Source organism: Vibrio sp. ECSMB14106 (assembly GCF_000972265.1).
In the GTDB taxonomy this organism is placed as follows: Bacteria; Pseudomonadota; Gammaproteobacteria; order Enterobacterales; family Vibrionaceae; genus Vibrio; species Vibrio kanaloae.
In genome coordinates, this window is the sequence record NZ_LAUM01000004.1 from 61,002 (window position 1) to 87,722 (window position 26,721).

General features: G+C 43.3%; 16 protein-coding genes. 8 read left to right on the top strand and 8 right to left on the bottom strand.

Features of this window, described 5'->3' with window-relative positions; all coding sequences use genetic code 11:
* Nucleotides 1–32: 32 nt before the first annotated feature.
* The 4 genes from WR49_RS03785 to WR49_RS03800 form a co-directional block, all read right to left on the bottom strand.
* Nucleotides 33–9,212 (bottom strand): T1SS-143 repeat domain-containing protein, encoded by a 9,180-nt coding sequence (locus tag WR49_RS03785; protein WP_046223119.1) that lies wholly within the window; start codon nt 9,210–9,212, stop codon nt 33–35.
* Between the two features lie 341 nt (nt 9,213–9,553).
* Nucleotides 9,554–11,182: a HAMP domain-containing methyl-accepting chemotaxis protein gene (locus WR49_RS03790; RefSeq protein ID WP_046223120.1), complete on the bottom strand. Its 1,629-nt coding sequence runs from the start codon at nt 11,180–11,182 to the stop codon at nt 9,554–9,556.
* Between the two features lie 474 nt (nt 11,183–11,656).
* Nucleotides 11,657–12,496, bottom strand: coding sequence for a RecX family transcriptional regulator (locus tag WR49_RS03795; protein WP_046223121.1), 840 nt, complete (start codon nt 12,494–12,496; stop codon nt 11,657–11,659).
* Between the two features lie 205 nt (nt 12,497–12,701).
* A complete protein-coding gene (locus WR49_RS03800) occupies nt 12,702–14,306 on the bottom strand; it encodes a mechanosensitive ion channel family protein (RefSeq protein WP_046223122.1) in 1,605 nt (534 codons plus the stop codon).
* A 250-nt stretch (nt 14,307–14,556) separates the two neighbouring features.
* Between WR49_RS03800 and WR49_RS03805 the strand changes: the two genes are divergently transcribed.
* The 4 genes from WR49_RS03805 to WR49_RS03820 all read left to right on the top strand — a co-directional run bounded on the left by WR49_RS03805 (nt 14,557) and on the right by WR49_RS03820 (nt 19,227).
* On the top strand, nt 14,557–14,805 hold the full coding sequence (locus WR49_RS03805; RefSeq protein WP_017057989.1) for a hypothetical protein: 249 nt from the start codon (nt 14,557–14,559) through the stop codon (nt 14,803–14,805).
* Between the two features lie 939 nt (nt 14,806–15,744).
* Nucleotides 15,745–17,808, top strand: a complete 2,064-nt coding sequence (locus WR49_RS03810) for a protein-disulfide reductase DsbD family protein (protein WP_032547978.1) — start codon at nt 15,745–15,747, stop codon at nt 17,806–17,808.
* Nucleotides 17,809–17,811: 3 nt separating this feature from the next.
* On the top strand, nt 17,812–18,381 hold the full coding sequence (locus tag WR49_RS03815; RefSeq protein ID WP_046223123.1) for a protein disulfide oxidoreductase: 570 nt from the start codon (nt 17,812–17,814) through the stop codon (nt 18,379–18,381).
* A 126-nt stretch (nt 18,382–18,507) separates the two neighbouring features.
* Nucleotides 18,508–19,227, top strand: a complete 720-nt coding sequence (locus WR49_RS03820; RefSeq protein WP_046223124.1) for a DsbA family protein — start codon at nt 18,508–18,510, stop codon at nt 19,225–19,227.
* Nucleotides 19,228–19,356: 129 nt separating this feature from the next.
* Here WR49_RS03820 and WR49_RS03825 read toward each other — a convergent pair whose 3' ends face one another.
* Nucleotides 19,357–20,376, bottom strand: a complete 1,020-nt coding sequence (locus WR49_RS03825) for a succinylglutamate desuccinylase/aspartoacylase family protein (protein WP_046223125.1) — start codon at nt 20,374–20,376, stop codon at nt 19,357–19,359.
* A 377-nt stretch (nt 20,377–20,753) separates the two neighbouring features.
* On the opposite strand from WR49_RS03825, the gene WR49_RS03830 reads away from it, so the two are divergent.
* From WR49_RS03830 to WR49_RS03840, 3 genes are all read left to right on the top strand, one after another.
* Nucleotides 20,754–21,758: a porin gene (locus WR49_RS03830; protein ID WP_017057984.1), complete on the top strand. Its 1,005-nt coding sequence runs from the start codon at nt 20,754–20,756 to the stop codon at nt 21,756–21,758.
* A gap of 155 nt (nt 21,759–21,913) precedes the next feature.
* Nucleotides 21,914–22,804 (top strand): DMT family transporter, encoded by an 891-nt coding sequence (locus WR49_RS03835; RefSeq protein ID WP_046223126.1) that lies wholly within the window; start codon nt 21,914–21,916, stop codon nt 22,802–22,804.
* A 69-nt stretch (nt 22,805–22,873) separates the two neighbouring features.
* On the top strand, nt 22,874–23,491 hold the full coding sequence (locus WR49_RS03840; RefSeq protein WP_046223127.1) for a glutaredoxin domain-containing protein: 618 nt from the start codon (nt 22,874–22,876) through the stop codon (nt 23,489–23,491).
* A 161-nt stretch (nt 23,492–23,652) separates the two neighbouring features.
* Here the strand turns inward: WR49_RS03840 and WR49_RS21690 are convergent, their stop codons facing one another.
* The 3 genes from WR49_RS21690 to WR49_RS03850 form a co-directional block, all read right to left on the bottom strand.
* Nucleotides 23,653–23,787 (bottom strand): hypothetical protein, encoded by a 135-nt coding sequence (locus WR49_RS21690; protein ID WP_017057981.1) that lies wholly within the window; start codon nt 23,785–23,787, stop codon nt 23,653–23,655.
* Nucleotides 23,788–23,985: 198 nt separating this feature from the next.
* Complete coding sequence (locus WR49_RS03845; protein WP_017057980.1) at nt 23,986–24,336, bottom strand: hypothetical protein; 351 nt, start codon at nt 24,334–24,336, stop codon at nt 23,986–23,988.
* Between the two features lie 72 nt (nt 24,337–24,408).
* Nucleotides 24,409–25,632, bottom strand: a complete 1,224-nt coding sequence (locus WR49_RS03850) for a multidrug effflux MFS transporter (protein WP_046223128.1) — start codon at nt 25,630–25,632, stop codon at nt 24,409–24,411.
* Nucleotides 25,633–25,740: 108 nt separating this feature from the next.
* Here WR49_RS03850 and WR49_RS03855 point away from each other — a divergent pair, with 108 nt between their 5' ends.
* Entirely contained in the window at nt 25,741–26,637 is an 897-nt protein-coding gene (locus WR49_RS03855; protein ID WP_017057978.1) for a LysR family transcriptional regulator, read from the top strand.
* The last annotated feature ends 84 nt before the right edge of the window (nt 26,638–26,721 follow it).

Here is a 26,721-nt window from a genome sequence, read left to right on the forward strand (position 1 = left end):
CTAAACTTCCTTTTATAGACCTTACATCTAACTTACAGCGTTAAATTATTGTCTTCTATCATTTTTTGTAAAATTTGTGCTTCTAATGCACTGCTACTGTCGCCTTGATACAGATCGTCGTACGTAACATCGGTTAATAAGATGTTTTGTTGAACGTCATCATCTCCACTTGGCTTAATAGAAATGGTCACGCCCTCACCAGATTCTTCTAAATCTAGATATTGTGTTGCCCCTAGCCCTGTATTAAGCCCTAGGCTTCCCAAAATACCCGAGAGGTCAATTGCATCCGTATTTGGAGATGCATCAAAATCTTGAACTACATCGTAGCTTGGTGCCTCAGCGCTGCCCAAACCTGATGATTCAAATACAAAATTATCTGAGCCGGTACCGCCAATCAGTAAGTCGTTATCGTCTGTCGCGGTAATGGTAGAGTCGCCGTCAGCAACAAATTCAACCGATACCGTTTGAGGCAACCCTACCGCTTGGTTGTTGCCTATTTCAGCAGAAGGTTCGATGGTGAGTTCAAATGGATCAACGCCATCATAACCGCCAGTAATTGCTAAATTAGACACATCCGCTAAATCCACCACATACTGACCATCAACCATCGATCCGTGTGAGAACGTCAAACCTGCAGGAATATCATAAATAGTAATGAAGCCCAATTCTGAATCGGCAGGGTTTACAAGAGAAAGGTCTAAACCCAGAGGAACCGAGCCACTTGCTTCCGCCACAATTGAAGAGTATTCAACACTTAGTAAAGGCGCATCAGGTTCTGGTGTAATGATAAGCGTCATGTCTTGTGAGCTTGGGTCACCCGTATCGACCACTAACTCGCCAAGTACGGTATTTTGATCAACCGTTCGACCGGTAATCGTGATATCAAGATTACCAAACGCATCGCCCGCAAAGAACTCTAGCTCATCAACAGAGCTTGCTTTAACAAGAATCGTCGCCTGCGCGATATCGCCAACACGGATAAATGAGCTGGTTTCTGAGCCAATTCGAATTCGATCTAGCCCAACTAACCCTGATGGGTCCGAAGTCGAATTCACCGTGACCGTAATTGCTAAGAACTCATCACTATTCGTCTCAAAGCTATTGGCATCAAGTGGGATAGCAATGCCATCATCTTCACTTCCAGTGAGCTGTTCAGGTAGATCGAAGAACTCAACTTTATCACCGATAGGATTAACACCTACAGTAAATTCAGATTGGGTATAACGGATATCCGTAGTACCAACTTCTTGAGTAATAGCCTCTAGAGACAGATTCATATCACCACTAAAGTCTCTTGGTGGCAGAATAACTAGATTAGCTAACTGACTTGGATCGAGCTGCCACTCGTAAGTAGGGCTTCCATTAAAGGTACCGCCATCGGCGCCGTTGTTTGGAACCAACTCATAGGTGTCTCCTACTTTAATCGCGACAACTGCGCCTTCAGGAACTCCCTTCAACGAAAGCGACATATTTTCAGAACCATCTTGGTCAATCAGCTCTGCTCTCAGTGATGACAATGAAATGTAATTATCTTCATCTCCGATAATATCCTCTGTTATCAAGTTCGCCGCATCAGCGATTGGCTCGACAGTAATAGTCACGACCGTCGTTTTATCTTGCGTATCCGTTTCTGTCACGCAATCCGATTCATCGGTAATATTTGCTGTCACAGTGAGGGTGATTTCACCACTGTAATGCTCAGGTGGCGTGACTAACACATCACTCAAACGGCTAGGGTCCGTGACCGTCCAAGTCCCGTCGCCATTGTCAACTAACAGCCCGGTGTCTGTTGGAGTTTCAGACAAGGTCGCTCCATTCGAAATGCTCACCGTTAGAGAGTTAACGGTTTCTTTACCGGTCGCGCTATTGCCTTCACCAGTGATTAATTGTCCATCTTCAACGCTATCACCAAGAACCAGTTCAAGGTTAAGGTCTGTCGCGATATCTTCTTGAATGGTTGTGGAGTCGGCTTCAACCGTAATGTCATCGACCACAGGCAAAACTTGGATACTAATGGTTTGGGCCGTCGTCACCGTATCACCGCTACATGGTGAAGTCTCAATTGTCTCTATGGTGAAATCAATACACCCTGCAAAATCTTCATCCAAGCCCGTTAACGTTAGTTTCGAGAGTCCATCTGCAGTGATTGAATAACCGACGATCTCACCAGAAGCATCGTATTCAGCAATAACACCATCACCGGAAATCTCAACGCTTTCAGGAAGTGAATCGGCAGGAATATAGAAAGAGATTTCATTGTCTGGATCACTGCCAACATCGGTGTTTAGCAAGCCAGTGAGATCAATATCTTCCCCTTCAGGTGTTTTAATTTCGCCATCGGGTTGAATCGGGCTCGGTGGGCCAACAGGGTCACAAGAACCGCCACCGCCGTCATGACCAGTAATTTGCAGCGGGAAAGTCGCATCAATATATCTGGCATCTTCACCATCAATCACACGAGCACGAACCACAATATCCAGTACCGGAGTATCACTTGGGCTGGAAATCGTCGCATTATCTAAAATGTACGCTGCAAGCTCTTGGAAAGAGTCACTCGTTAGCCCATCCGCCGATATGATCCAATTCCCAGAGCTATCTTGCGCGGCACCATTAGGGTGCTCAACAATCAACGAATAGCCGTCTGGAATTTCGATCAAAATATAATCGAGGTACTCTGACCCATCGATGTCCGCGTCGACGAACGTCACGGCGTTAGATATATCAACAGGCGAGCCATCTGTACTCTGTAATAGCTCTGTAGAGCCTTCTAATCGAGTGTCTAACTCGACGCGAGCATCTACAGTCACGCTAATGGAACCGCTAATATCTTTAATATCCGTGGCACCAGTTGGAGAGATATCCGTGACTTCATAGGTGATAGGAAGTGAGAATGTTCCGCTTAAATCTTCTGTCGCTGTAACAGAAAGCCTACCGCTGCTTAGAAGATCCGAAAGCGTTGGAGTTGTCGAATCCAGTAGAGTGTCCAAATCTAAGCCTGAAGCTGGAACCTGAATAACACTCCCATCAAAATAAAGAGTGAGACCTGCAGGTAGGCTATCAATGGTATATCCCGTCAAGGATTCGCTGCCATCGATATCCTGATTCACTGAAGGCTCAAGGTTCAGACCTATTTGACTGTCTTCGATACCTTGAGTGTTAACGATTTGACCGTCTTCTTGATCAACGACCGGCGCTACCTCTACTTTAAGAGTCATCGGAAACTCGCCCGAATCACCATCGGGCTCAGTTGAGATAGCAATAACGGTGAGTTCTAATTCACCACTAAAGTCAGGAACCGGCTTGAGATACAGGCCATTCAGTTGAGCGTTAGAGACCTGAAATACTGGGCCAGTAACATCGTCAATATAGGCGATGGTTAACGACACTGGCTCGCCGAATGAATCCACCAGCAAGGTGCCGTCAGGAATATCGGTCAGCAGTATATTAATCTCTTCTGAAACATCGTCATCTGAGGTTTGGACGACAAAATCGAGACGAATCAAACCATCTTCATTGAGAACAGATTGGTTGCTGATAACTTTGGTATCGCTGTCATATTCCCAGTGTGCATTGCCGCCATCCACAACAATAGGCTCATCGACGACACCTTTGAGGAAAATATTGATGGTTTTGGTATCGCTAAGCGCGGTCACGTTAATTGGATCTAATGAATCAACGGTCGATTCCGTCGCTACCGCCGTAACCTTAATAAACAGATCTTCGGTAAATGAACTGATGTCTTCTTTTGGTACTAAATAAGCGACATCGTTCTCAATCGCACCAGCCGACACTAAGTAAGTGTTAGGGCCAATCAGTTCAAATAGTCCGCCTTGAATAGACCAACCGTCTTGCACTTCGATTTGGTAGCTTAACGATTCAGAATCATCGATATCAGTCAGCGCACCGTTGATTACGTTTTTTAGGAAGATGCTTTCATCTTCCAAACCTTTGTAATCTTTAACAGATAAAATTGGAGTATCCGCATCCGGTGAAATCTCGACCACGACGGTATTGACGATATCGGCCGTTTTATCATCTGGTTCAGCAAAGGTATTCCCCGCTTCAGTCGCAATCGCAGTAATATCAAATTCAAATCGACCCGCGAGGTTTTCATCGGCTCTAATTTCCATTTTGTCGATTTGGGGCTGAGTGTACTCTTTACCCTCTTTAACTGCATTTCCGTTCAAGGTGATATTCAGACCATCTGGAATGCCACTAATAGTGTAAGACAATTCTTCAGATGTATCTTGGTCAACCAACTGAGCGGTGATATCTAATTTGATTGGATCTGCGTCATCTTCAACAGATTGATAGGTGAAGACCGAATCAGACCAATCCGGCGCGTCAGCCACAGGCAAAACAGAAACCGCAATATCGGCTGTAAGTTCCTTTGGAACCGTATCGGTACTAATGATGGCGTTGATTGCTAGAATAACCGTTGAAGTCGTATTCGATTCATGAAGTGCAGGTCGATAAGTCAATTGACCATTTGGGCCAGTAAACTGGCTGTCAATCGCCGTTAGCTGATTACCTGAAAGCGTCACCTTGCCATCAACTACTTGAAGTAATACACCATCTAAATACAGGCTACCGCCTTGCAAAGAATCTTCTGAAAATTCAATGGCCGTAACAGTTTCACTTTGGTCAACGTCTCCAGTAGAAACGCTCACAACGATAATGGCATCGTTGTCTTCTGTGGTTTCAGAATCTTCATAACGAATAAAACCTTCGTTATCATCCAGTATAAGCTCAGCGTTACTAATGACTTCATCGCCATCCGCATCTCGCACCAGATAATCGATGTCATCAACGATCTTAGGATCAGCGGGGTCTGTCGATACGTTTGGATTGGTGATCAGCTGATAACTACCATCAGGTGAAAGCGTAAACTGCCCGTAAGTCGACCCACCATCATAATCATTAATCAAACTGATCGTAATTGGTGTACCTGCGTTATCAAAGGTATAGGTGACATTTCGATAAGTGAAGCTAATAATTTCTGCGCCGTCTGCGCCTGAAAATTCTTCGGTTAAGAACTGCCCATTGAGGTTATCACCCTCAACCATTTCAATAGAACCATCTCGAGCAGACGGAACATCATCTTTTACGTTGACAGAATAAATAGCGGGATCAGAACGGTCTCCATCCGCATCATTAACTGTAAGTTCAAAATTGAGGGCGAGATTGTTTTCACCGTTGTTACCGTAGTCGTGATCAAGTGGCGCATATAGATCAAACTCTGTCGTCCCGTCAGTATTAAAACGAATTCTAAATACGTTGCTTCCGTCAGAGTCTTGCCCGTAATACCAACCATCAGGATCAGCAGCCTGAAGGGAGATCGCTTTTCCGGCACTGCTGTAACCAAGTGCATCAAATGCATCAGTATCAATTGATACGGAAGCAATATCGTCTGAGCCTTGAATTATGGATATTGATGGACTCGGTTCTTCAGTACCGGCTTGTTCGTTGTCACCAATGAGTCCATCTTCATCAACAGATATACTACCTACAATTGAGAATGCAGGGTCCTTACCATCGTATATTTTAATGTCGGACTCTTGAGTGTCTCTCGACCCATCAGAATCGATAGTGACGATAGAAGCTGGTATGGTCAGCTCGGTATCTTTCAAACCAGATCCATGATCAATGGACTGATATAACTCAATAACAACCGTTACGTTTGTTGAACCATTTGCTTCAAGAGTAAAGTCATCTGGTAGCCGGATTTTTAAAACAGCATTACCATTGCCAAGAACAGCATCAAATGTACCATTACCGTTGTCACGCCAAGTCAATGCTTCACCATTACTGGTAACAGCAGCACCATCACTGCCTAATACAACTTGGCCATTCGCCACATCTAACCCCAAGTAAACCAGAGGGTCATTACCCGCAGTAACCGCCAAACTCACGTTTGCTGTAGAACCGACTCCCGACGGAGTGATATCAGCAACAGGAACTTCACTGAGTTCAACGGTCCCTGAACCAATCGTTGGTTCTCCGCCATCAGTAATCGAGACGTTCAAGGTTAATTGTGTTTCGTCGTTATCATCATCTCTAGCAGTGATAACAAACGGTATTTCGTCTGTAATGTTTTTTTGGTCAAGCCCCTTAAACAGTTCAAAGGTATAAGTAACATCAGTATCTTCCTCACCTGAAGGTAACGAGAAACTCAAGGTAAACGCTTTATTTTCAACACTTTCAGAGCCGACATAACCAATCAGTTCATTTCCATCGGCCGACACCACATAAATAATTTGCTCGCCACCACTATATAACTGCGGCTGATCTCCTACATCAAAAAATACAGACTCGACAAAGTCACTTCCGACGTTGAGATTGAAGGTGCCAGTATCAGAAACACTGCCGAGAACAAGGTCTGACTCATCGATGCTGGCATTACTGATCGACGTTAAAACAGGGTCCGCACCATCCTCAATAATCCAATCAAACCGCCCTTGTTCTAAAGAAGTACCGTCTAAATCTTCCCCATCAATAATAAGCGGTAAAGTGATGGAATCATTGCTGATCAGGTGGTTTATAGGTTGTTCTAACACTAGGGATACATCTGCTAGAACATCAATACCACTAGCGGCTGCACTCAACGTTAGTGTGAATATCGTTTCTCCATTTGCTTGCGCGGTAATCGTTTTACCATCATTCGATAACGTATAGGTTAGAGGAGACTCCTCACCTCCAGTCGTCAAGCCCAAAGTGTCTAACTGGACCAGAGTATTAGCATTAAAGACAATCGAAGCGGGATCTGGATTATCTGAGCCAGCGGAAACGGTAAACTGACCGACTACAGTTTGGACCCCATCAGACACGTCACCTTCTGAGCTGGTCGTTGTCCCATCAACAACTAACCCCGCCTCACCATCAAAAATATCGATGACTGCAGTGCCATTTCCGAAGTCATTACTGCTATCGCCTGCGACATAGTTGAAAGTGATGTTTTGAGCTACGGTGTGATCTAAATTTCTGTTGGCGACAAACGTCCAGTGGCCATTTGAAAAAACAGTTAAAACACCTTCATCCAAAGCAAAAGAAACAGGGGTGCTACCTGATAGTGTTTGTGTCGTACCATCAACTTCGACACTTTTTATAGTTAGCTGGGTATCAAGATCGATGTCGTTGTTAAGTACATTTCCTGATACGACTTGACCTTCAATGACTTCATAAGACTCATCAAAAATGAGTGGATCCGAGTCCTTGATAACAATAGGTAAATGACCGATGACGAGCTCAGTCGTGCCGTCCGCATCAGTCTGTAAGCCCTCAATGATCAGAGCTGTCTGAATTGAATCTAATCCTGCCTCTTGGTCGATCACCTTATAGAAGTTGATGTTTACGCTGCTGCCAGAAATAGCAGCGTCGAATACAATTTGGCCATCGCTTCGTGTTCCGACAAGGCTTTGTTTGTCAGCCGATACCGCTATGGTAATCGATAAGCCCTGAGATGTTATTGACTCAGCTAAACTTTGATCATCACCAAACGAGAAGTCTGCAAAATCGATGCGAATATCAGACGTTTGTGTTTCATCTCCGAAAATACCGATGACATTCTCCGAAAACACCACAGATTCAGGAAGAATAATCGTCGGCATGCCATCAATGGCTTCGTTGCCGACTGTATTGAAAACTTTTGCGTCAACCGTCCATTCTGCAGACGAATCCAAAGTAGAGATGTCAATGTTCTCCGCCTGCCAGTTACCCGCAGAATCAACTACGCCCTCAAAGACTAGAGTCTGAGTCCCGTCACTGACTTCAATGTAAACAGGGAGCCCTTCGGCAACATTAGTTGTCCCCTGCATGGTTGTAAGTTGGCCACTACGAAATGCCAAAATGCTAAAACCGTCTAGCGTATCAATGTCAATAACTGGAGATACGGTATCGATAACAACTACCCCTGCACTATTTGCTGCAGAAGCCGGGTTACCTGCTACATCAATCGTGTCAGCCTCGATGGTAATACTACCGTCAGCAAAACTTGTTAAGTCCACACCCTCCACAGACCAAGCGCCATTCACAACCGTTGCTGTCAGCACGATAACATTGGTGGTACTGTCTGAAATACGGATGTTGACCGATTGACCATCCTCAACATTTTGGACTGTACCGAAGAATTTGGCGGATTGAATTTCGAAGCTGTTGAGAACGCCATCACCTCCATCGTCAACACTCGCTGTAATACTTGCGAGCGTATCTTTAACAATGGTGTCAGTCGCTGTAGTAGGGTTTCCGGCCATATCGATGGTGTTAGCAACAACCGTCAACCCACCCTCTGCGAAGCTTGAGTAATCTTGAAGGGTGAGAGTCCAAGTTCCACCGGATACTGTCGTTGTATAGTCTTGTGTGAGACCTTGACTATCGGTAATTGAAATGCTTATCGTCTGACCATCTTCAACATTGGCAACCGTACCAACTAGCACCCCATTCGATATTTCAAATTGGTTGTAAAACTCATCACCAAAACCATCAAAGTCGACATCAATCGTCGCTAGCGTATCTTTGATTGTGGAATCGTTGGCTGTAATGCTATTACCAAAATCATCAGCAATGATCGCATCGACCTGAAGATCGCCTTCAGTCAATAAAGAAAGGTCGACACCGTTTACAACATAAGTTTCGTTATTAGTAATTGCCGTTGTGGTAACCGTGTTGCCATTAACATCAGTGATGGTAAGAACAACGGTACGTCCATCTCGAACATCCGCAGCCGTGCCCGTAATCGTAACACCTGGTACTTCAAATTGGTTTTCGTATCCATCACCGCCATCGAGTATATCAACCGTGAGTTCTGCGCTAGGTAGTAGCGCATCTAGGTTACCGTCGTTTGAGGTAGTGTCTTCTTCTTCATATTCTGTAGGGCGCGTATCAAAGCCTGCTTTCGCAAGGGTTTCGTCTAATGTAGAGCGGACATAAGCAATGAAAGAGGCGCTTGCGCTGGGTTGATCATAGGCAGGACTCTGCTGTTGAGGTGCACTTTCGATGTTGTTGACAAGCTGAGTCACCACCTCTTCTAGCTCCTGCTCAACAGCGGCTATTTGTATTGCTGTGAGGGGTTGAGCCTGTTCCAAACTTTGAGGCTCAATAGTAACGACTTGCACACCTTCAACTTTAAGTTGTGATGCAGGCAGTTGAAGCCAAGTGCCATCAGGGAAGACTTGCCATACAACACCACCAACTTCGATATATAAAATAGGATCCATCCTAAACCTCTTCCTTACAAAAACGCTGACCTGAGAACATGAATAGATTCAATGAAAGGCGGGAGAATCAGCGAACTTTCCCTAGTTAATACTAGCAGCAAAACAGTTTATTAATTAGCACTCATATGCCATAAAGTAAACCGTGAGCTTGTGACTTACATTCCGTTATATGCAACATCACCGAATACATTTGATGAATTTGCCATTATCTTGAAATTCAAGCGTTGTTTTAAAGGAAGCTAAAAACTAACGAGTACCCATAAATACAAAAAAGGACGATATTCTTCGTCCTTTTTATTTTCAGCCTCAATATAAAATTGAGCGGATAATGTGGGAATAAGTCAGAGCTTAAACGTTTCCATCCTAGCTTTAAGATTATGAGCAAGGCTGCTAATTTGCTGACAAGCTACCGCGGTTTGCGATGCCCCCTCAGCCATTTCTGTAGATGTACTGTTAATCTGATCGACACTACGATTAAGCTCTTCAGAAACTGAATTTTGTTCGCTGCACGCCGTTGCAATTTGAGTGCTCATTTGAGCTATATTATCTACCGATTGTTCAATTTCTTGGATTTGACTACCGGCCTCATTGACCTGTTCGACACACTGAGCAATCCCGGCTTGGCAATCACGGCTTGAGCTCCCCATCTTGTTGGTGTTTTCTTGCAGTTGATTGACTATTTCGACAATTTGCGAGGTAGAATCTTGCGTACGTTGAGCCAATGAACGAACTTCATCAGCCACTACCGCAAATCCTCGTCCTTGCTCACCCGCACGCGCAGCTTCAATGGCCGCATTGAGTGCAAGTAGGTTTGTCTGTTCTGCGATACCACGAATCACGTCAACAACTAGGTTGATGTTATTCGAGCTAGATTCAAGCTCTTGTGCTAAATCATCAGAGTCTTGAATAGTTTGTGACACTCGCTGTATGACAGCAGTGGTACGTTGAAGAGTATCTGTTCCCTTTTTTGTCACCTCGGTAGCTGAGTAAGCAGACGTCGCACCAACCTCGGTGTTTTGTGCCACTTCCCCTACTGCTGCTTGCATTTCTGTCATTGCCGAAGCAACAGAACTCAGTTCAAGCTGTTGATTCTGCATGCCAGAAGCGGTTTGAGAGGAGATAGCACTCACTTCCTCTACTGCCGCTGTAAGCTGAATTGTGGAATCGCTGATATCAGAAACCAATGAATGCAAGTTGCCTTGCATTGTTACTAGCTCGTTCAACAAAGTACCTAACTCATCTTTAGTAAGCTCTTTCTCATCAATCGTGTTGGTCAACTGGCCTTGCGCTATCTTGGAAGCAAACGCCAATGCACGATCAACAGGGCGACAAATCGCACGAGAAAGTACGACAGAAGACAGTCCTATAACAATGAAAATCACTACTGCACCAATGCCTGCACTATATTTAGTAGCAAGCGCTTCTGCATGAACCTCTTCACCAATATGGTTGACCAACTCATTATTTAAGGCAAGCGTATCGTCCAAACTTTTAAGTGCTTTTGAATAGGTGGAAAAACTGGATAGCACGATTTTATTTGCTTCATCAGGCTTTCCCTGACTCAACAAGTCATTATAAGGCCTAGTCTCTTGTATATATTGACTCCAAGTATCCTTGAAGGTGTTAAACGACTTCTTTTCTTCAAGATTAAGAGCCAGAGATTCAAAATCAGCAATACCTGATTGTACATCTGCACGCCATTGATCTAGATCTTTCAGCCATTCACCAATTTGAGGGCTATTTCCATTTGGTAATAATGAAAACTCATCTTTTCGCACTTTAGTAATGTCTACTTGGATTCCTTTCAGAATAGCGACAGAAGGTAAACTCTTCTCTGTAAGAACTGAAATATCCTTATTAAGTGTCGATAAACTCAGTACCAACATAATCGATACTGCTGCAAATACAATAAATACGGTTAAATAGCTCAACCATATTTTTTTTACGACACTTAAGTCTTTAATACTCATAAACTTACTCCAAACAGCGTTAATAGAACATCTCGATATGACACAGGTTATATATTCCCCATTAATGTAACGACTTGGCACCTTTTTATAATTCAGATTAACGCGATAACTTCGCTCTATCTTGGTAATGTGTTATCACTATTTTCAAAATATAATCATGAACTCTGCTCATACATCTAATTACCTTCAAGATATGGTATTGATAATCTAGAAGTTATCGTTAATTCGAGATAATAATAAGTCTGTAATATTAAAAATAGTCACGGTGAAAATGCTCAATCGCTGTCATAAGGCCACTAGCGATATCTAAACATTACTCTAATAGACTAATATTGCACCATAGTGATTAAAGTATCAACAATGTAAATACAAACATGAATGTTATAGCTGAAACTCAGTGACTTAGTGGTCTAAATGGCAATCATTAACGGATACTCAGCATACCTAGTACTCGATCTAAAAGCTTTCCCCTCGTCAACTCGCCTCATTCCCCTCACTCAATGCAAACTTGATCTCTTCGGATGAAAAGCCTTTACGACTCAACATGGCGTAAGCCTTTGAGCGTTCTTTATGATCGTTTAGGTCATAAGACTTCTTCTGCAACTGTTCTAAACACGAAGAATAGAAATCTAGCTGCTCTTCATTAATCAATCGGTCAACTAACGATGACAGCTCGCTGGTGTCGATTTTTCGTTGCCTAAGCTCTTGTTGGATAGCGGTCATGCCTTTACCTTTTCGAGCATACTTGAGCACTTCTTTCTCCAAATCGGCTTTTTCTGCCTTAATTTGGATATTACTTTTCAGTTCATACGCTTGCGGGTGCTGTTCAATGGCAACTTTCACCTGTTGATAGCTAAAACCACGTTTTTGTAATGCTGCGACAAGCTTTTCACGGCTCATACTAAAACTTGTATAGTAGTTGTTGATTCTGTCTATCAAGATGGTTTGCTCATCTATATTTTTGTCTGCAGAAACCTTATGAATCGCATCAGCAATAATTGAGTCTGTTAACCCTTTCTTTTTCAACTTTTCTACAATATATCGAGAACCAAATTCACCAGAGAATGCTTGTTCTACGAATTGTTCTGCAAACACTTGGTCAGACTTGAGATACCCAAAACCTTTCAGAGTTCCTAGAGTTTCATCGATCCAATCTTGATTGTCCGTCTTCACTCTCAGCTTCGCAATCAGCTCACTCTCTGTCATATCCCTCTGAGTTAGATGCCACATCGCAGAGTTCATAACACTTTCGATTCGTGTCGCTTTTCTTACCGTTGTATTTCTTGTATTGGTTTTTTGCTGTGAATCATTCATGTCGTTTACTCCTAGCCTCAACCTGCACTCGGTATACTGCTTTACTTTCTGTACACCATTTGCTGAACGTCTATCATCATAGCTTATTTATTATTGTCAGTGGTGCTGGCACTGCCTATCTAACACACATAAAAATAGGCACCGTTTCAGGAGCCCATTTATGATTAACTTTCCTTAGTCTTAAACTGTTCGTTTAGAGAAAAAATCAACTCTCTTCATGATTATAAATATGAACATCTCGTTGAGGGAATGGAATCGTGATGCCTTCTTCATCAAAGCGTTTCTTAACCGTTTCTGTTACGTCCCAGTACACATCCCAGTAGTCATCGGTCTTAACCCAAGGCCTTACCACGAAATCTACAGAAGAGGTATTCAAGGTATGAAGCTTGATCATATGCTCTGGTTTTTTTAGCACTAAAGGGTGTGCAATGATGATGTCGTTCAACACAGATTTTGCTTTATCGATGTCATCGGAGTAACCAATACCAAAAACCATATCAACCCGTCTCACACGTTCTGCAGTGATGTTGTTGATCACATCCCCCCAGATCTTGTTGTTTGGGATAACCAAACGTTGGTTATCGATCGTTTGAACAGTGGTAGAGACTAGGTTCATGTCTTTTACAGTACCTTGAACGCCTGATACTTTAACCATGTCTCCAACATCGTAAGGACGATAGATCAAGATCATCAAACCCGATGCGAAATTCGACAACGTATCTTGCAACGCGAAACCAATAATGATGCCCGCGACACCAAAACCAGTGAGTAACGGAGCTAGCTCAATCCCAATTTGAGAGAGTGCGATAAGCAAACCGATAAAAACAACGGCTTTAGATGCGATTGATACAAAGAACTCCTGCATTAATAAGCTAAAGTCCATTTTTGAGTGCGACACACTTTTCCGGACCGTCTTACGAGTAATATTGGAAATTAAACGAGTCACATACAAAATGCCTAAAAATAAGGCGAGTTTGACAATAAAAGAGGGGGCGTTTTCAAAAGCCCATGAGCTCAACGAGCGAAGCCACCCATCCAACAATTCGAGCGCTACATCAACCTCTAACACATCGACATTGATATCACCTGTCGTGGTCAGTAGTACCCGCTTGTAGGAAGTCATATCCACGCCAAACGGTTCCATTAAAGTGATGGTCTTTTCTAAGCTCGCCACCATGGTACTAATACGTTCACTAAAGCGTTCAAGTTCGGTTTTAATGGCGGCTTTGTCTTCTTCACCAACAAAAGACAAACGCACCTCTAAGTCTTGACGCTGTGTGTCCGTGTATAAAATGGCATTAGTAAGATATTGAGAACGAGCGATTAGCGCCGTTTTTAACTCACTTTCATGGACAGTGACATCTACACCACGATTTTTCGACCAATTTAGTGTCTTAGCCAACTGCTGATAGTAAGTGTCCATCATTCGGACTCGTCTTTGGATTTGTAATTCGAGACGCTTTTGAACATCATTTTCAGCGGAAAGGCTTTCCTTGGTCATTGAAGCAATTTTAACTTCATTCAATGCCAGCAATTTTTGTAAAAGTTCAACCTGCTTAGCAAGAGTGACATCAAGCCCCTCTTTTGTATCAGATGATAACTGGGAAATAATCTCTTCTCGTAAGCTTTGGTTCTTACGCCTTAATATATCTTCCAGAAATGGTTTCTCAGCATCATGCGCCGTTTCTAGTGTTGCTAAATCAAGCAATAACTGCTCTTGTACTGCTGCTATTTTTTCAACGCTTTGTGCAAAACTGCCAAATGCTACAAACGTCAACATTAACAATAGACAACGCCAAACCTTCATCATACTAATCCTTACCATTGTCTACATCGACCCTATCAATAGTAGTAAAAAGAAGATGAATAACAAACATTTAAACGTATATTATGTTAAAAGTTTGCAAAAAATTAGTCGGCATCTAATATTTGAGAGTTCCAATCCCTTCTTATGATCTGTAGAGTACGCCCCACAAAGAACAACGGCCAATATCACCACTTAAACGCATGCACTAAAACGTCATCAGCTGGATGTTGGCTCACAGCAAGAGAGCATATAAATGAATAACGAACTTGATCTTATTGAGTCTCTAGAAGAGCTAGAAAAATTCTTAATTTCAGTGGAAGCCGGCGGCTTAGGCCTTGAAGGGGTTGAAGGCGTAGGTATGGCAACCAATAACGCAGATGGCCGCCACTTCGTCGCTGTATTCAATAGCAGCCACAAAGTTCTACTTGCACGTTGGATCACCCAAGAAGTGTTTGATAATGGCAAAGACCTAGTACGGAACGGTCCTCGTCGTACCCACTAAGGCGCTCTAATTAGTCGCGACGAAGCACTAAAAAACCAATTGAAAAAGCCCAATGTGATTACTAACGAACGATTGGGCTTTTTCATGTCTGACGCTTAAAGCACCTCATGTCTATTGCACTTTAGTACATATCAATGTCGCACCTCACCGCTTATATTGATGCTATTTAAATATAAACACGACTCATAGAAAAAAGAACAGATTATTATGAACTTAAGTTGGACGTTGGTGCCTTAGACGTTAGGCTTTGCATCTACCTAGCCTTGCCACTTTAACAATTTTATGACTTGTGGCACGAAGCAAAGTTATCTAAGCTAGCCTGCTTATAACCCGTGTTAAATACTAACTGATTCGATTACTGACTGATTTGCTGAATACACAACTGCTTTTTTTATCCCAACAGAACCGCCAACAAAGGCAATCGCTTTGGGCGCTTCTTCTTACCGGACTGGTTATCGTAACTTGTCTGGCGAGCACGCTATCGGCAAAGAAAGTAACAGTTTCCAACTTCCTTATTGGCCAATCAGTAATCGTTGGTGCAGAAACGAATGGCCCACAAGTGGTAGTCGCATCATTAGAGAGAATATCAGCACTATATGGCAGCGTGTTTGGCTCAGAAGCATCTAAAGCACTAACGGAGTCTAATTCGAACTCATGCAGTCTGAGCTCGAAAATGCTCAACTTTTCCACACCTAAAACAGGTTGGCTGACCCCTTTTATTTTATTTATCGCTGTCGCATACAGCTTGTCACCTCACATATCGAGATTGTCTAGAGATAACCATCTCTCTTCTCGACCTACGAAACACCGCTTACATCTAACGCACTGTATATTTAGAGAGTAAATAACCGGGCTACTACACCCTTTTATTTATTTTTTGGAGATACATTTGTGTACAACACACTAATAACTAAGTTTGTCGATTCTTTGGCATTCTCTATGCGTACATGCGCGAAAACCTTAGTCACTGCCCTTTTGGTTATGACGTCATTTACTGCTTTAGCACAGACTACGGGCTGGCTCAGCGCGCCTGAACATCCACCAGTCAAAATGCGAATGATGTCGACGGGTGAACAGTCGGATGACGGTTCTCAGATTCAAACCGTGTTAGATGTCGTGCTCGACGGCGACTGGAAAACCTATTGGCGTAGCCCTGGCGAAGGTGGTATACCACCAAGCTGGGACTGGTCTGATTCAACAAACATTGAGTCTGTAGAGTGGCATTGGCCAATACCTAAGTACTACGAGCAGCTTGGCGTCATGACGCTAGGCTACAAAAAGCACGTTAGCTTTCCTGTCACGTTAACCCTGAAAGACAACACGAAGCCTGCAATATTCAGGGCGTCGTTTACCTTTCCGTCGTGTACCAATATCTGTGTGTTAACCGATTACGACATCAAACTGCCGATCGACCCACAAGCATTAGCGCTCGATGAAGAAGCCATGTTCTTGTTCAATCAAGGCATGAGCCAATCTCCACGCGAAGCTAACCGCACGTCGGTGAACGGTCTGTTCTGGGATAAGAGTAAGCAACAACTAGTGACTCAGCTCATGAGTGAAGAAGGCTGGGATAAGCCGATGGTGTTGATTGATGGGCAAGAAGTGATTGATGACTTCTTCTCTCAGCCAACCGTTCATATCAATAACAACACAATGACTGCTGTATTCGATGTAAGTAATTGGCTCGGTGACGTCGACTTAACCGATCGCACGGTTAGCGTCACGGTTTCAGATATTAACTTTGCTGAAGAGATGACGGCGCAGGTTGGCTCAGAGCCTATTGCCTATCAATCAAGTAACACCAGCTTTATTGCGATGATTGGCTTTGCCTTAATTGGTGGCTTGATCCTCAATATCATGCCATGTGTGTTGCCGGTATTAGGAATGAAGCTAAACAGCATCATTCAAAACCAAGGGGCATCTAATCGTCATATTCGACTCTCATTCTTAGCTTCTGCATCAGGTGTCATTACATCATTTGCGCTGCTAGCCCTAGGTATGACCGCTCTAAAAATGGGGGGTAATGCGATTGGTTGGGGAATCCAATTCCAAAATGTTTGGTTTATCGGGTTCATGCTGATCATCACTTTGCTGTTCTCAATTAACCTGCTTGGGTTATTCGAATTCAGACTACCATCAGGTTTAAACACTTGGATGGCAACCAAAGGCGATGACTCACATTCAGGCCACTTTGTTCAAGGCATGTTTGCGACGCTGTTAGCAACGCCGTGTAGCGCGCCATTCTTAGGAACCGCTGTCGCGTATGCACTCGGAGCAAGTTACCAAGAGTTATGGGCTATCTTCATCGCACTTGGCATCGGCATGAGTGCACCTTGGCTTATTTTCGCCCTGTTCCCTAGCCTCACCCAACTGCTACCAAAGCCGGGCGCGTGGATGTTCAAAGTTAAGCTGTTTTTTGGCTTAATGATGTTCATTACCAGCCTTTGGTTAACAAGCCTTCTGAGCCCATTCATTGGTAAATTCCCAACTATCCTGCTGTCACTGTTTATCGTGATTTCAGTATTGGTTTGGATTGGCATGAAACTGGGTCGCAAGGTACTTATTCCTATTATGGCAACTACAACCTTGGTGTTTGGGGCTGCATTGATCGTCGGTAGTGTCACCGCTGAGAACTGGGCGACACCCATTGTTGACGATCTCGCTTGGCAAAAGCTGGATGCGAAGCAAATCCCTCAGTTAGTTGATGAAGGCAAAACGGTCTTTGTTGATGTGACTGCTGATTGGTGTATCACCTGTAAAGCCAACAAGATCGGTGTCATCCTTCAAGATCCTGTCCACAGTCACCTACAGCAAGAAGACATTGTTTTGATGAAAGGCGATTGGACAACACCAAGTGAAAGTGTCACTCAATACTTACAAAGTAATGGGCGATTTGGTGTGCCATTTAATATCGTCTATGGTCCTAGCTATAAAAGCGGTATTCCACTGCCTGTGCTCCTCGACAGTGACACTGTCGTTCAAGCCATCGACGCTGCGAGATAACTGATGAAGACTCCCAACAATGAAGAGAAATCTAGCGCGACTGAAGACAACGCTATAAAGGGTGAGGCCAAAAAGCCAAGTCGTCTTAAGAAGTGGGGAAAGGAACTGGTTTCAATGATACTGATCGTTGGCGTAGTTTCATTTGCCATGGACTTTTATCACAGCAGAAGCATGCCTCAGGGCGATGCGATTCCAATTGTGGATCAATCGCTCCAAGGCGAAGATATTGATGTTATCGAGCTAAGCAAAAATGGTAAGCCAGTCATTGTCTATTTTTGGGCGACTTGGTGTGGTGCCTGCAAATTTGTAAGCCCAACCGTCAATAGCTTCAGCGATTCCCATCAGGTGGTTTCGGTCGCTCTATCGTCTGGTCCAGACGAACGTGTCCAGCGCTACTTGGATGCAAAAGAGTATGACTTCCCTGTCATAAATGATCTTTCTGGCTCAATCAGCAGAAGTTGGGGCGTTAATGTCACTCCAAGCATCGTCATCATCAAAGACGGAAAGATCACTAGTATCGCAACGGGCGTAACTTCCCCTATTGGGCTTTGGATCAGAACCTATTTGGCATAACTCGCTTACAAAGAAAAAGCAGAGCAAAGCAAATAAATCGATTAAGCCAATTTAACAAACAATATAATTATCGCGAGCGCGACCCAATAAACGCGCACAATTATCAAGAATGAGAGAACAAATAACATGAAAAAACATCTGATAAGCACACTGATTTTGGGTTCACTAATGAGTGCTAATGCCTTTGCCGAGTTAAATAAAGAGCAAACTCAACAGCTTGAAGAAATTAATCAGTTTCTAAAAGAGAACCCTTCTACTATTTCGGGTCTGCATACCAGTTTAGAGCAGTATGTCGCGAGCCAAGCACAAGTGCAGAAAGCCCAAGCGGAAAGCCACGACTGGCTGTACAGCAATGACGCGCACCCAATCACAGGAAACCCAGATGGAAAATCGGTAATCATTAACTTTACCGACTATAACTGCCCTTACTGTAAACGTTTAGAAAAAGGCCTAGTTCAATTAGCTTCTGAAAATAGTGATATCAAAATTATCAATGTATACCTGTCATTTAAACAGCAACAAATAAACGAACTTAATACTAATGCCGCTCTATACGCTATGAAGGTTTGGAAATATAACCGCGAAGCCTTTACTGAAGTCGATAGGTTATTGATGGCGAAAAGCGGCCTCCATACAAAGGCTTCACTGCAAGCTGTGGCAAAGAAAACAGGAACAGAAGCACAACTGAACACCACTTCAGACCAAAGCAACACACTGATGACAAACCATCAAACCTTTAGCGCATTAGGTTTAACAGGCACACCAACGCTGATGATGAATGGCCAGGTCTTACCAGGCTATGTGCCTTACGACCGATTAAAAGACATCGTGGATGACGCTTTCTAATTGAGTGTAGAAAGGTTGTGAGTCTTAGCAAAAATTGAAGATGAAATTGATAAAGCCTACTTGCGTTAACCCGCAGTAGGCTTTTTTATGCGTTTCGAATGGCAAACCTAGCCACTGTCTAACTTATTACTAGCTCAATAAGCGGCACACCAACGCACCCGGCTCTCTTAGTGCATCCACGTTATAACTGAGTACACGGCCAGAAGACGGCGCGTGATAACGACGACATTCATTGCCGAACGCATCATATTGGATGGCTAACAGATCATCTTGCTCCACGCTTTGCAAAAGCTCGACTTGAGGCAGAACAAAACCACCAATATCAGCGCGAATGGACACAACGTTGTTGCCTTCAATCCAATCCATGCTTGGCAGTTGCTTTGCCTCTAACGGATGTTGTCCATCGACCTCAAGCATCTCGTAATAGGAGAGCATATTTAATACGCCATCTACCGCTCTTTGAATCATGTCTGGTTGAGTAAACTTACCCATCCCGACTTCTACAGTGATGCTCGGAATACCACTGCGATTCCAAACTGTTTCAAGAATCCCAGGGTCGCCGGGATCATTAAGAACACAATCTGGTTGCATCAGTCTCGCCATCTCCAAACATTGCTCGATTCGATAATCAGCGAAAACATAAAGTGGGTATACCGCACCACGAGTTTGGGTGTGGAGGTCAACGGCAAATGTTGCATTGTGCTTGAGTAAGCGCTCCCACAGTGACGCAACAAAGCGTTCCGCTGCTAGTCCGTGGGCATCGCCAGGAAAGAGTCGGTTGAGGTTGGCAGGGCATGAACCCGGATCGGAAGAGATGAAGTCACGACTGTGATTTAGCAAACCAGACAAGTTCACCGTAGGTACAATTGTCACCGTACCATTCAGTGTTTTACCCACCAAGTCTCTAATAATTTGTTGTGCAGCCAGTACACCATTTAGTTCATCGCCATGAATACCAGCGGTAACCATAAGCTTAGGGCCGTCTTGGCTGCCTTTGAAAACAGAAACTGGCATGTTTTTAGGTTGCCCGAGCCCATCACTGGTCACTTGGAACCAAAACTGATGCGCTCCAACGGGTAGATCTTCAACATTCAAGGAGCCTATAACCTGCCTGCCTTGTAAAACATCGCCTAAGTACTCTGTTTTCATCCAACTTTCTCCGTCTTGTTGAGCAAAATATATTCTCTTTTTAAGTTTTTGCATCATAGAGGATATCGTAACCAGTACAAGCAGTTAATTGATCCGCAAGCTCTACTCGATACATAAACTCCGTTCATATTATTCTCACATATTTCAAAGTAAGCCCTTCAAAGAGACGGTTGCAAAACTTCAAGCTTGTATGTCTATTTACAAACCACTCAACCAATTGAAGTAAAAGTGCAATAAAATCAACACTTAAAAAGTTCCTCATTCACGAAAATGTAATTCTATAGAAATGAAAGCTTAATTTATCTGCTCTAAATTAGCTTCATATCGACACGAAGGGCACATTGCTCGCGGATATTTAAAATATAAGGTAAGTGATTATGAAAAAGGCAGTTCTAGCTTCTGCAGTGGTAGCGGCACTAGTTTCAGGTTCATCTCTAGCAGCAACCGTTTACAGCTCTGATGGTACTGAACTTAAAATTGGCGGTCGTGCAGAATTCCGTGGTGATTTCATCGGTTCAGGTGGTGCTGAAATAGACGGTTCAATGAAAAACAAGAGCCGTGTTCGCTTAAATGTTGGTGGTAATACAGAAATCAACGATAGCTTATCTGGCTTTGGCTTCTACGAAGCAGAACAAAGCGTAAACTCCTCAGCTGACAATGATGAAACCGATAACTTTAAGCAACGTTATATGTATGCGGGCTTTGAAGGTGACTTCGGTGCAGTATCAGTAGGTCGCCAAGATACAGCAGCAGCTCAAATTTCAGAAATGTCGGACGTTACCATTTTCTCTGGTGATCAAAAAGCCTTCATTAATGCCGGCGACGAGCAAGTCAACAACACGTTTGTATATGCTTACGATGCTGATGCTCTTTCTTTAAAAGGAAGTTTAATTGCTGGTGAAGACAAAGATACAAACGGTTACGGTGTCTCTGGTATTTACACTCTACCTATGGGGTTAGGTTTTGGCCTTGGTTATTCAGGCAATGACAACGGGGCTGGAAATGGTTCAGCAACGGCTGTAATCGCTGGTATTAACTATAAATTGGATGCCCTGTACTTAGGTGCAACTTATACGATGGGCGACCTTGACGACAAGGCTAACACTGAATTCTCTGGTGTAGAAGTTGCCGCGAAGTACAAACTAACCAGTCAGTTTGAACTCGCAGCTCTTTACCAAAAACAAGAAGAAGATGCGTCTCAAAACGTAACCGTAGATACCGCTGACTTCTTCGAGTTAACGGGTACTTACAAATTCAACAAATCAATTCGCACATACATTGCTTACCAACTAAACAACTTAGACGAAGTGAAAGATGCGACGACAGGCCTAACCACTCAAGGCGAAGATACACTTCGTCTAGGTGTACGTTACGACTTCTAATCTAGATTTACTTTAGCTATAAATAGAAAGGTTGAGCATTTGCTCAACCTTTTTTGTTATTCAAATATTCTAACCAACTTCAGCAATGCTTTTTCTGGTTTCGTGGTGTTAAATCCGTATCATACGACCAACCATATCAAACAATTAGAAACATCATGTCACAACACCATCCGATCCAAGGCGCTAGCTGGATGCTAACCGCTGGTTTAGCCTTTGCCGTGATTAATAGCCTGACCCAAATCGCGAGTATTCACTTCGGACTGACTTCTACCACCGTCGCCGTCATTCAATACGCCATCGCGTTGTTCGCCATTCTTCCTTACTTAAAAACGTTAGGCATTCGTCGCGCGCTCAGAACCGATAACCTCAAACTGCATGTATTTCGTGTTTTTTTATCGGTTATCGGTATTCAGCTTTGGATATGGGCGTTAGCTTATCCTGTACCTATTTGGCAAGGTATTGCTCTTCTCATGACTTCGCCATTGTTTGCAACCATAGGTTCTGGGCTTTTCCTCAAAGAGAAAGTGGGCGCAGCTCGTTGGGGCGCAACCTTGGCAGGCTTCGCCGGTGCTATGGTTATTCTCGAACCATGGTCCGAAGATTTTAGTTGGGCAACGTTACTACCGGTTGGCGCGGCTTTCTTTTGGGCATGCTATTCACTGATGGTGAAAAAGCTCTCCTCACAAGACAGTCCTTCAACTATGGTGGTTTACCTTTTGCTATTGATCACGCCATTTAACATCTTGTTGGCCGTGCCTGATTGGCAAACGCCAAGCGGTGGGACCATTTGGGTTATCTTAATCGTTATCGGTGTTATGACGGCCCTGGCTCAATGGGCGATTGTAAAAGCATATTCCGTCGCTGACGCTTCTTTTGTTCAACCGTTTGATCATGCAAAATTACCACTCAATGTACTGGCTGGCTGGCTGGTATTCAGCTGGGTTCCACCAGGCCGCTTATGGTTAGGGGCAGCAATTATTATTGCATCTGTTGCGTTTATTACTCACTGGGAAACAAAAAAGCCGGCGAAAGTTAATAAAATTTAAGGCCAATGAAATAAATACGTCTACAGTCCGTTCTATATTGATAAGAGAATTTTAAGCGAGATCGTAACCATGAAGAAACCAGTCAAGATTACACTATACCGTTGGGCAGGCAGCTGGGGGCCATTTAAAGTAAACATCCCATGTGGAGAATGTACCCTTACCAAAGACATTCTAAAGGATACTTTTGAGAATGAATTGGCCGATGTCGATGTCGAACTAGAAGTGAAAGATTGGTTATCTCACTGGTGGGAACCGCTAAAACTCGGTTCTTGGCATGCGCCTATCCTTGTCGTTGAAGGTAAGGTCGTCAGCCAAGGTGAAGCTCTTAATCGTGGCGTGCTAGTTCAGTCAGTAATCAAAGAGTGGACCAAACGAGACAACCTAAAAGGCAACATCGTTTATGGCAAAGCGACCTGTCCATTCTGCGTTAAGGCAAAGAAAATGCTTGATGAAGCGGGGGTTGAATACCAATACCACGATGTCGTAAAAGACAGCGCCGCTCTATATCGTATGATCCCAGAGGTGAAAGCGCACATTGGTAATAAAACACCAGTTACGGTCCCTCAGATTTGGCTTGATGGGAAATACATCGGCGGTGCAGACAACTTGGAAGCATGGATGAAAGAAAATGGTCTAAATTCCATTCCAAACAATGTTGTCGATTTATCTAATCAATCAGCAAGCTGATCTCGCTTAGAGAGAGTTAGACTTCCGATAATTAACTAACAATGTTTTGTTGTACCTATCCACAACAAAACAGAGCCATAAAAGTCATCGATAGCTAAAACGAAAAAGGCCTTAAACTGCAATGAGTTTAAGGCCTTTTAAAATTCCGTTTGGGAAAGTGCTTATTTAGCCATTTTCTGCTTCATTCGCTTAAAAAACGATGGTTTCTTTGGCTTTGGCTTGCCGTATAACGCTTCGTGCATCATGTTTTTTGCTGCAATTTGACCAAGGTATACATTGCCTAGTTCGTAGTTCATGCTTATCTCCGCACTTAATCAACTTCATTGTTCGCGGATTCTACACTTAAAACGCCCAAAAACAAGACTTAGATCACACTTTAATGTAACAGACCCATTAAGTTACAATCAAAATATTCATTTAAACATCCATAAAAAAAGCAGCTCAAGAGAGCTGCTTTAAAAATAGTTTTTCTAGAAACCTAATTGCTTAGAAACCTAGCTGCGCTTTGGCTGTCTGTAAGTTTTACCCGCAATTTGGTATGTGTCTTTTTGCTTTAATTCGAACATAGTTTCAAAGAACCAAGCTGCAAATTTGATTAAGTCATCGCCTTCATTCATAACATGTTCGATGTACTCTTGCTCTTCACCCTGTTCGTTTTCTTGAAGCGTCACGTGGTAAATACGTTTTTCACCTTCTACTTCCGCTAGCGCAAATTGACCAGTCAGTGATGCGGCAGCCTCAGCGACTTCAGTGTCCTCATTAGATTTCAATAGCTCAAGCGCTTGAGGCAGGCCATCTAGTGCGCAAATAGCTTTTACCAGTACTTCAAATTCATTTTGCTGCATGTTTTTTACCTATTAAGTGGACCGAAGTATTGTAGGAAACCATCAACATAAATACAACGCTTTAACGATGAACTATGGAGTGCTCGTTGTTGAACTGTATTCAACCTCTGTTGCACCAAATTTCTTGTCCATTCTGACTGAAGACCAAAGCACTCCTCCCATAATAGTCCCAATGACCAAGTAAAATACGCCGAGTTGCAGGTGATTTGTCACCCAACTTTCAACCAAGTATCCACCTAATAAACCTGCCAAACACATCTGAATTGAGCCTGACAGAGCAGAAACTGCACCCGCTTGATTTTTATGAGGCTCCAGCAACATGCTGATAGAAAGCGGGAACGATATTCCCTGAGCTATCGCCAACCAAGTAAATGACCATACTAGATTGAAAATTGTTAGCTCATGCGTAAGCAACCAACTTCCTGAAGCCATAACAATCAAAATCGCAAGGCTCATCAGCTGCGGTGTACTAAACCTACGATGAAGTAAGTTTAACGTAACGCTCCCAATCAATAACCCTGCTGAAGGCACAATCATCAAAGAACCATATTCGGCCGCAGTCAAACCCAATTGCTCTTGCATTAAGAATGGAAACAACGACAACGAAACCAAACTCGCCATATAGCTCATCCAGTTATAACTGGCACTGGTCAACACTTGGCGATTGGTCAACAAGTGCCCGTAGTTCTTCACCACCTGGCAGGCATCAAAACGGCTCTTTCTGTATGGCAAAGTTTCATGCAGAACAAAGTAACCCAGCGTGAATATCGCTAATAAGTACAATAAAACGAACAGGAACACCGCCTGCCAACCGAGATGAAATGAAATCCAACCACCAAATACCGGCGCAATAATTGGCATGATCGAAGCGGTAATGGAGATATAAGACAACGCTTTGGTAAGCTGAGAACCATCATAGCTATCACGAAGCACACTTCGTCCTAGAACCGAGGCGCTACCCGCCCCTAAACCTTGAAGTAACCGGCCGACTTCCAACGCCATCATATTGTCGGAAAATACGAAACAAACAACGGTACCAATCAGATAAACCCCCTGACCCAACAAGAAGATAGGCCTTCTTCCTACCGCATCAGACATCGGCCCGTAAAATAGCTGAGACAAACCAAACCCAACCAGAAACAACGTGACGAGTAGTTGTACTTCTACCTGAGTAACACTTAAGTCAGAAGAAATTAACGGCAGTGCTGGCAAGTAGATACTCACACCTACTTGCCCCGTAGCAATGATCATCATCGCTAAAAGTAACGGCGTTTTTTTAAAGATCAATTGGCTCAAAAAATTCCCTATTCGTTCGATTTTCATTCATAAAATAAGTTTACATTCAAAACCAATAATTGATAATTAACCAAATTGGAATTTAATTAGGTCCAGATAGGAAATAATATGGATTGGATTCTTAACGTAAAAAGTTATGTAAAAGTGGTGGAAGAAGGCAGCTTCAATGGCGCGGCGCGCAAACTCAATACCACCAGCTCAGCGATCAGCAAAAGAGTAAACTGGCTAGAAGAGCGCATCGGCACCCAACTTTTAAAGCGCACCACTCGATCTATCAGCCAAACCGAGGCCGGTGCACTTTTCTATCAACGAGCGAAAGATCAGCTCGATAGTTGGCAGTCCATTATTGATGAAACTCGCTCGGTTAACCAAACCCCTGCTGGCCTATTAAAAGTTGGGGCTACCATTGCGGTTGGTTCTAAATTCTTAGTTCAGTACTTAGATGATTTTTTGGAGAAATATCCAGACATAAGAGTACAACTTATCACCACGACTCCGGGTCAATTACCTGAACTAGGCTTGGATCTCGTGATCAGTCGTGAGCTGGAACAACTCAATTCATTAAGCTTTAAGAAAACCCCGCTTTTCGAACACAAAGCCAGCTTTTATGCATCACCCGACTATCTAACAAAACATGGTCACCCTACCTGCGAGCAGGATTTAGAACGGCATAACTCATTGATCTGGGGTGAGCGCCCGATTAGAGAAGTAACGCTAACCAAAGGCCAAAGGGTTACCTTGAACGGGAACTTTGCAACCACCAACCCAGAAGCACTTTTTCATGCCGCCAAACGAGGAATGGGAATACTTCTGACCATTAACGCAATGATAAAAGAAGAGCTCAAGCAAGGGACATTAGTTCCAGTATTGCCAAATATCACGGCTGATGAAGTGATGGTTTACGCTTACTACCCTAAGCTTGATTACTCACATACACGAACCAAGCTGTTTTTGGACCATCTGAAAGATCGATTAGACAAAGAGCGCAGTACTCTGGCTCTGTGAAATAAATCACATTTAAATTTGAAAAGTTATACAACACGGCCAATAATAAACTAGACGCATAAATATTATACAAGTATGCACATA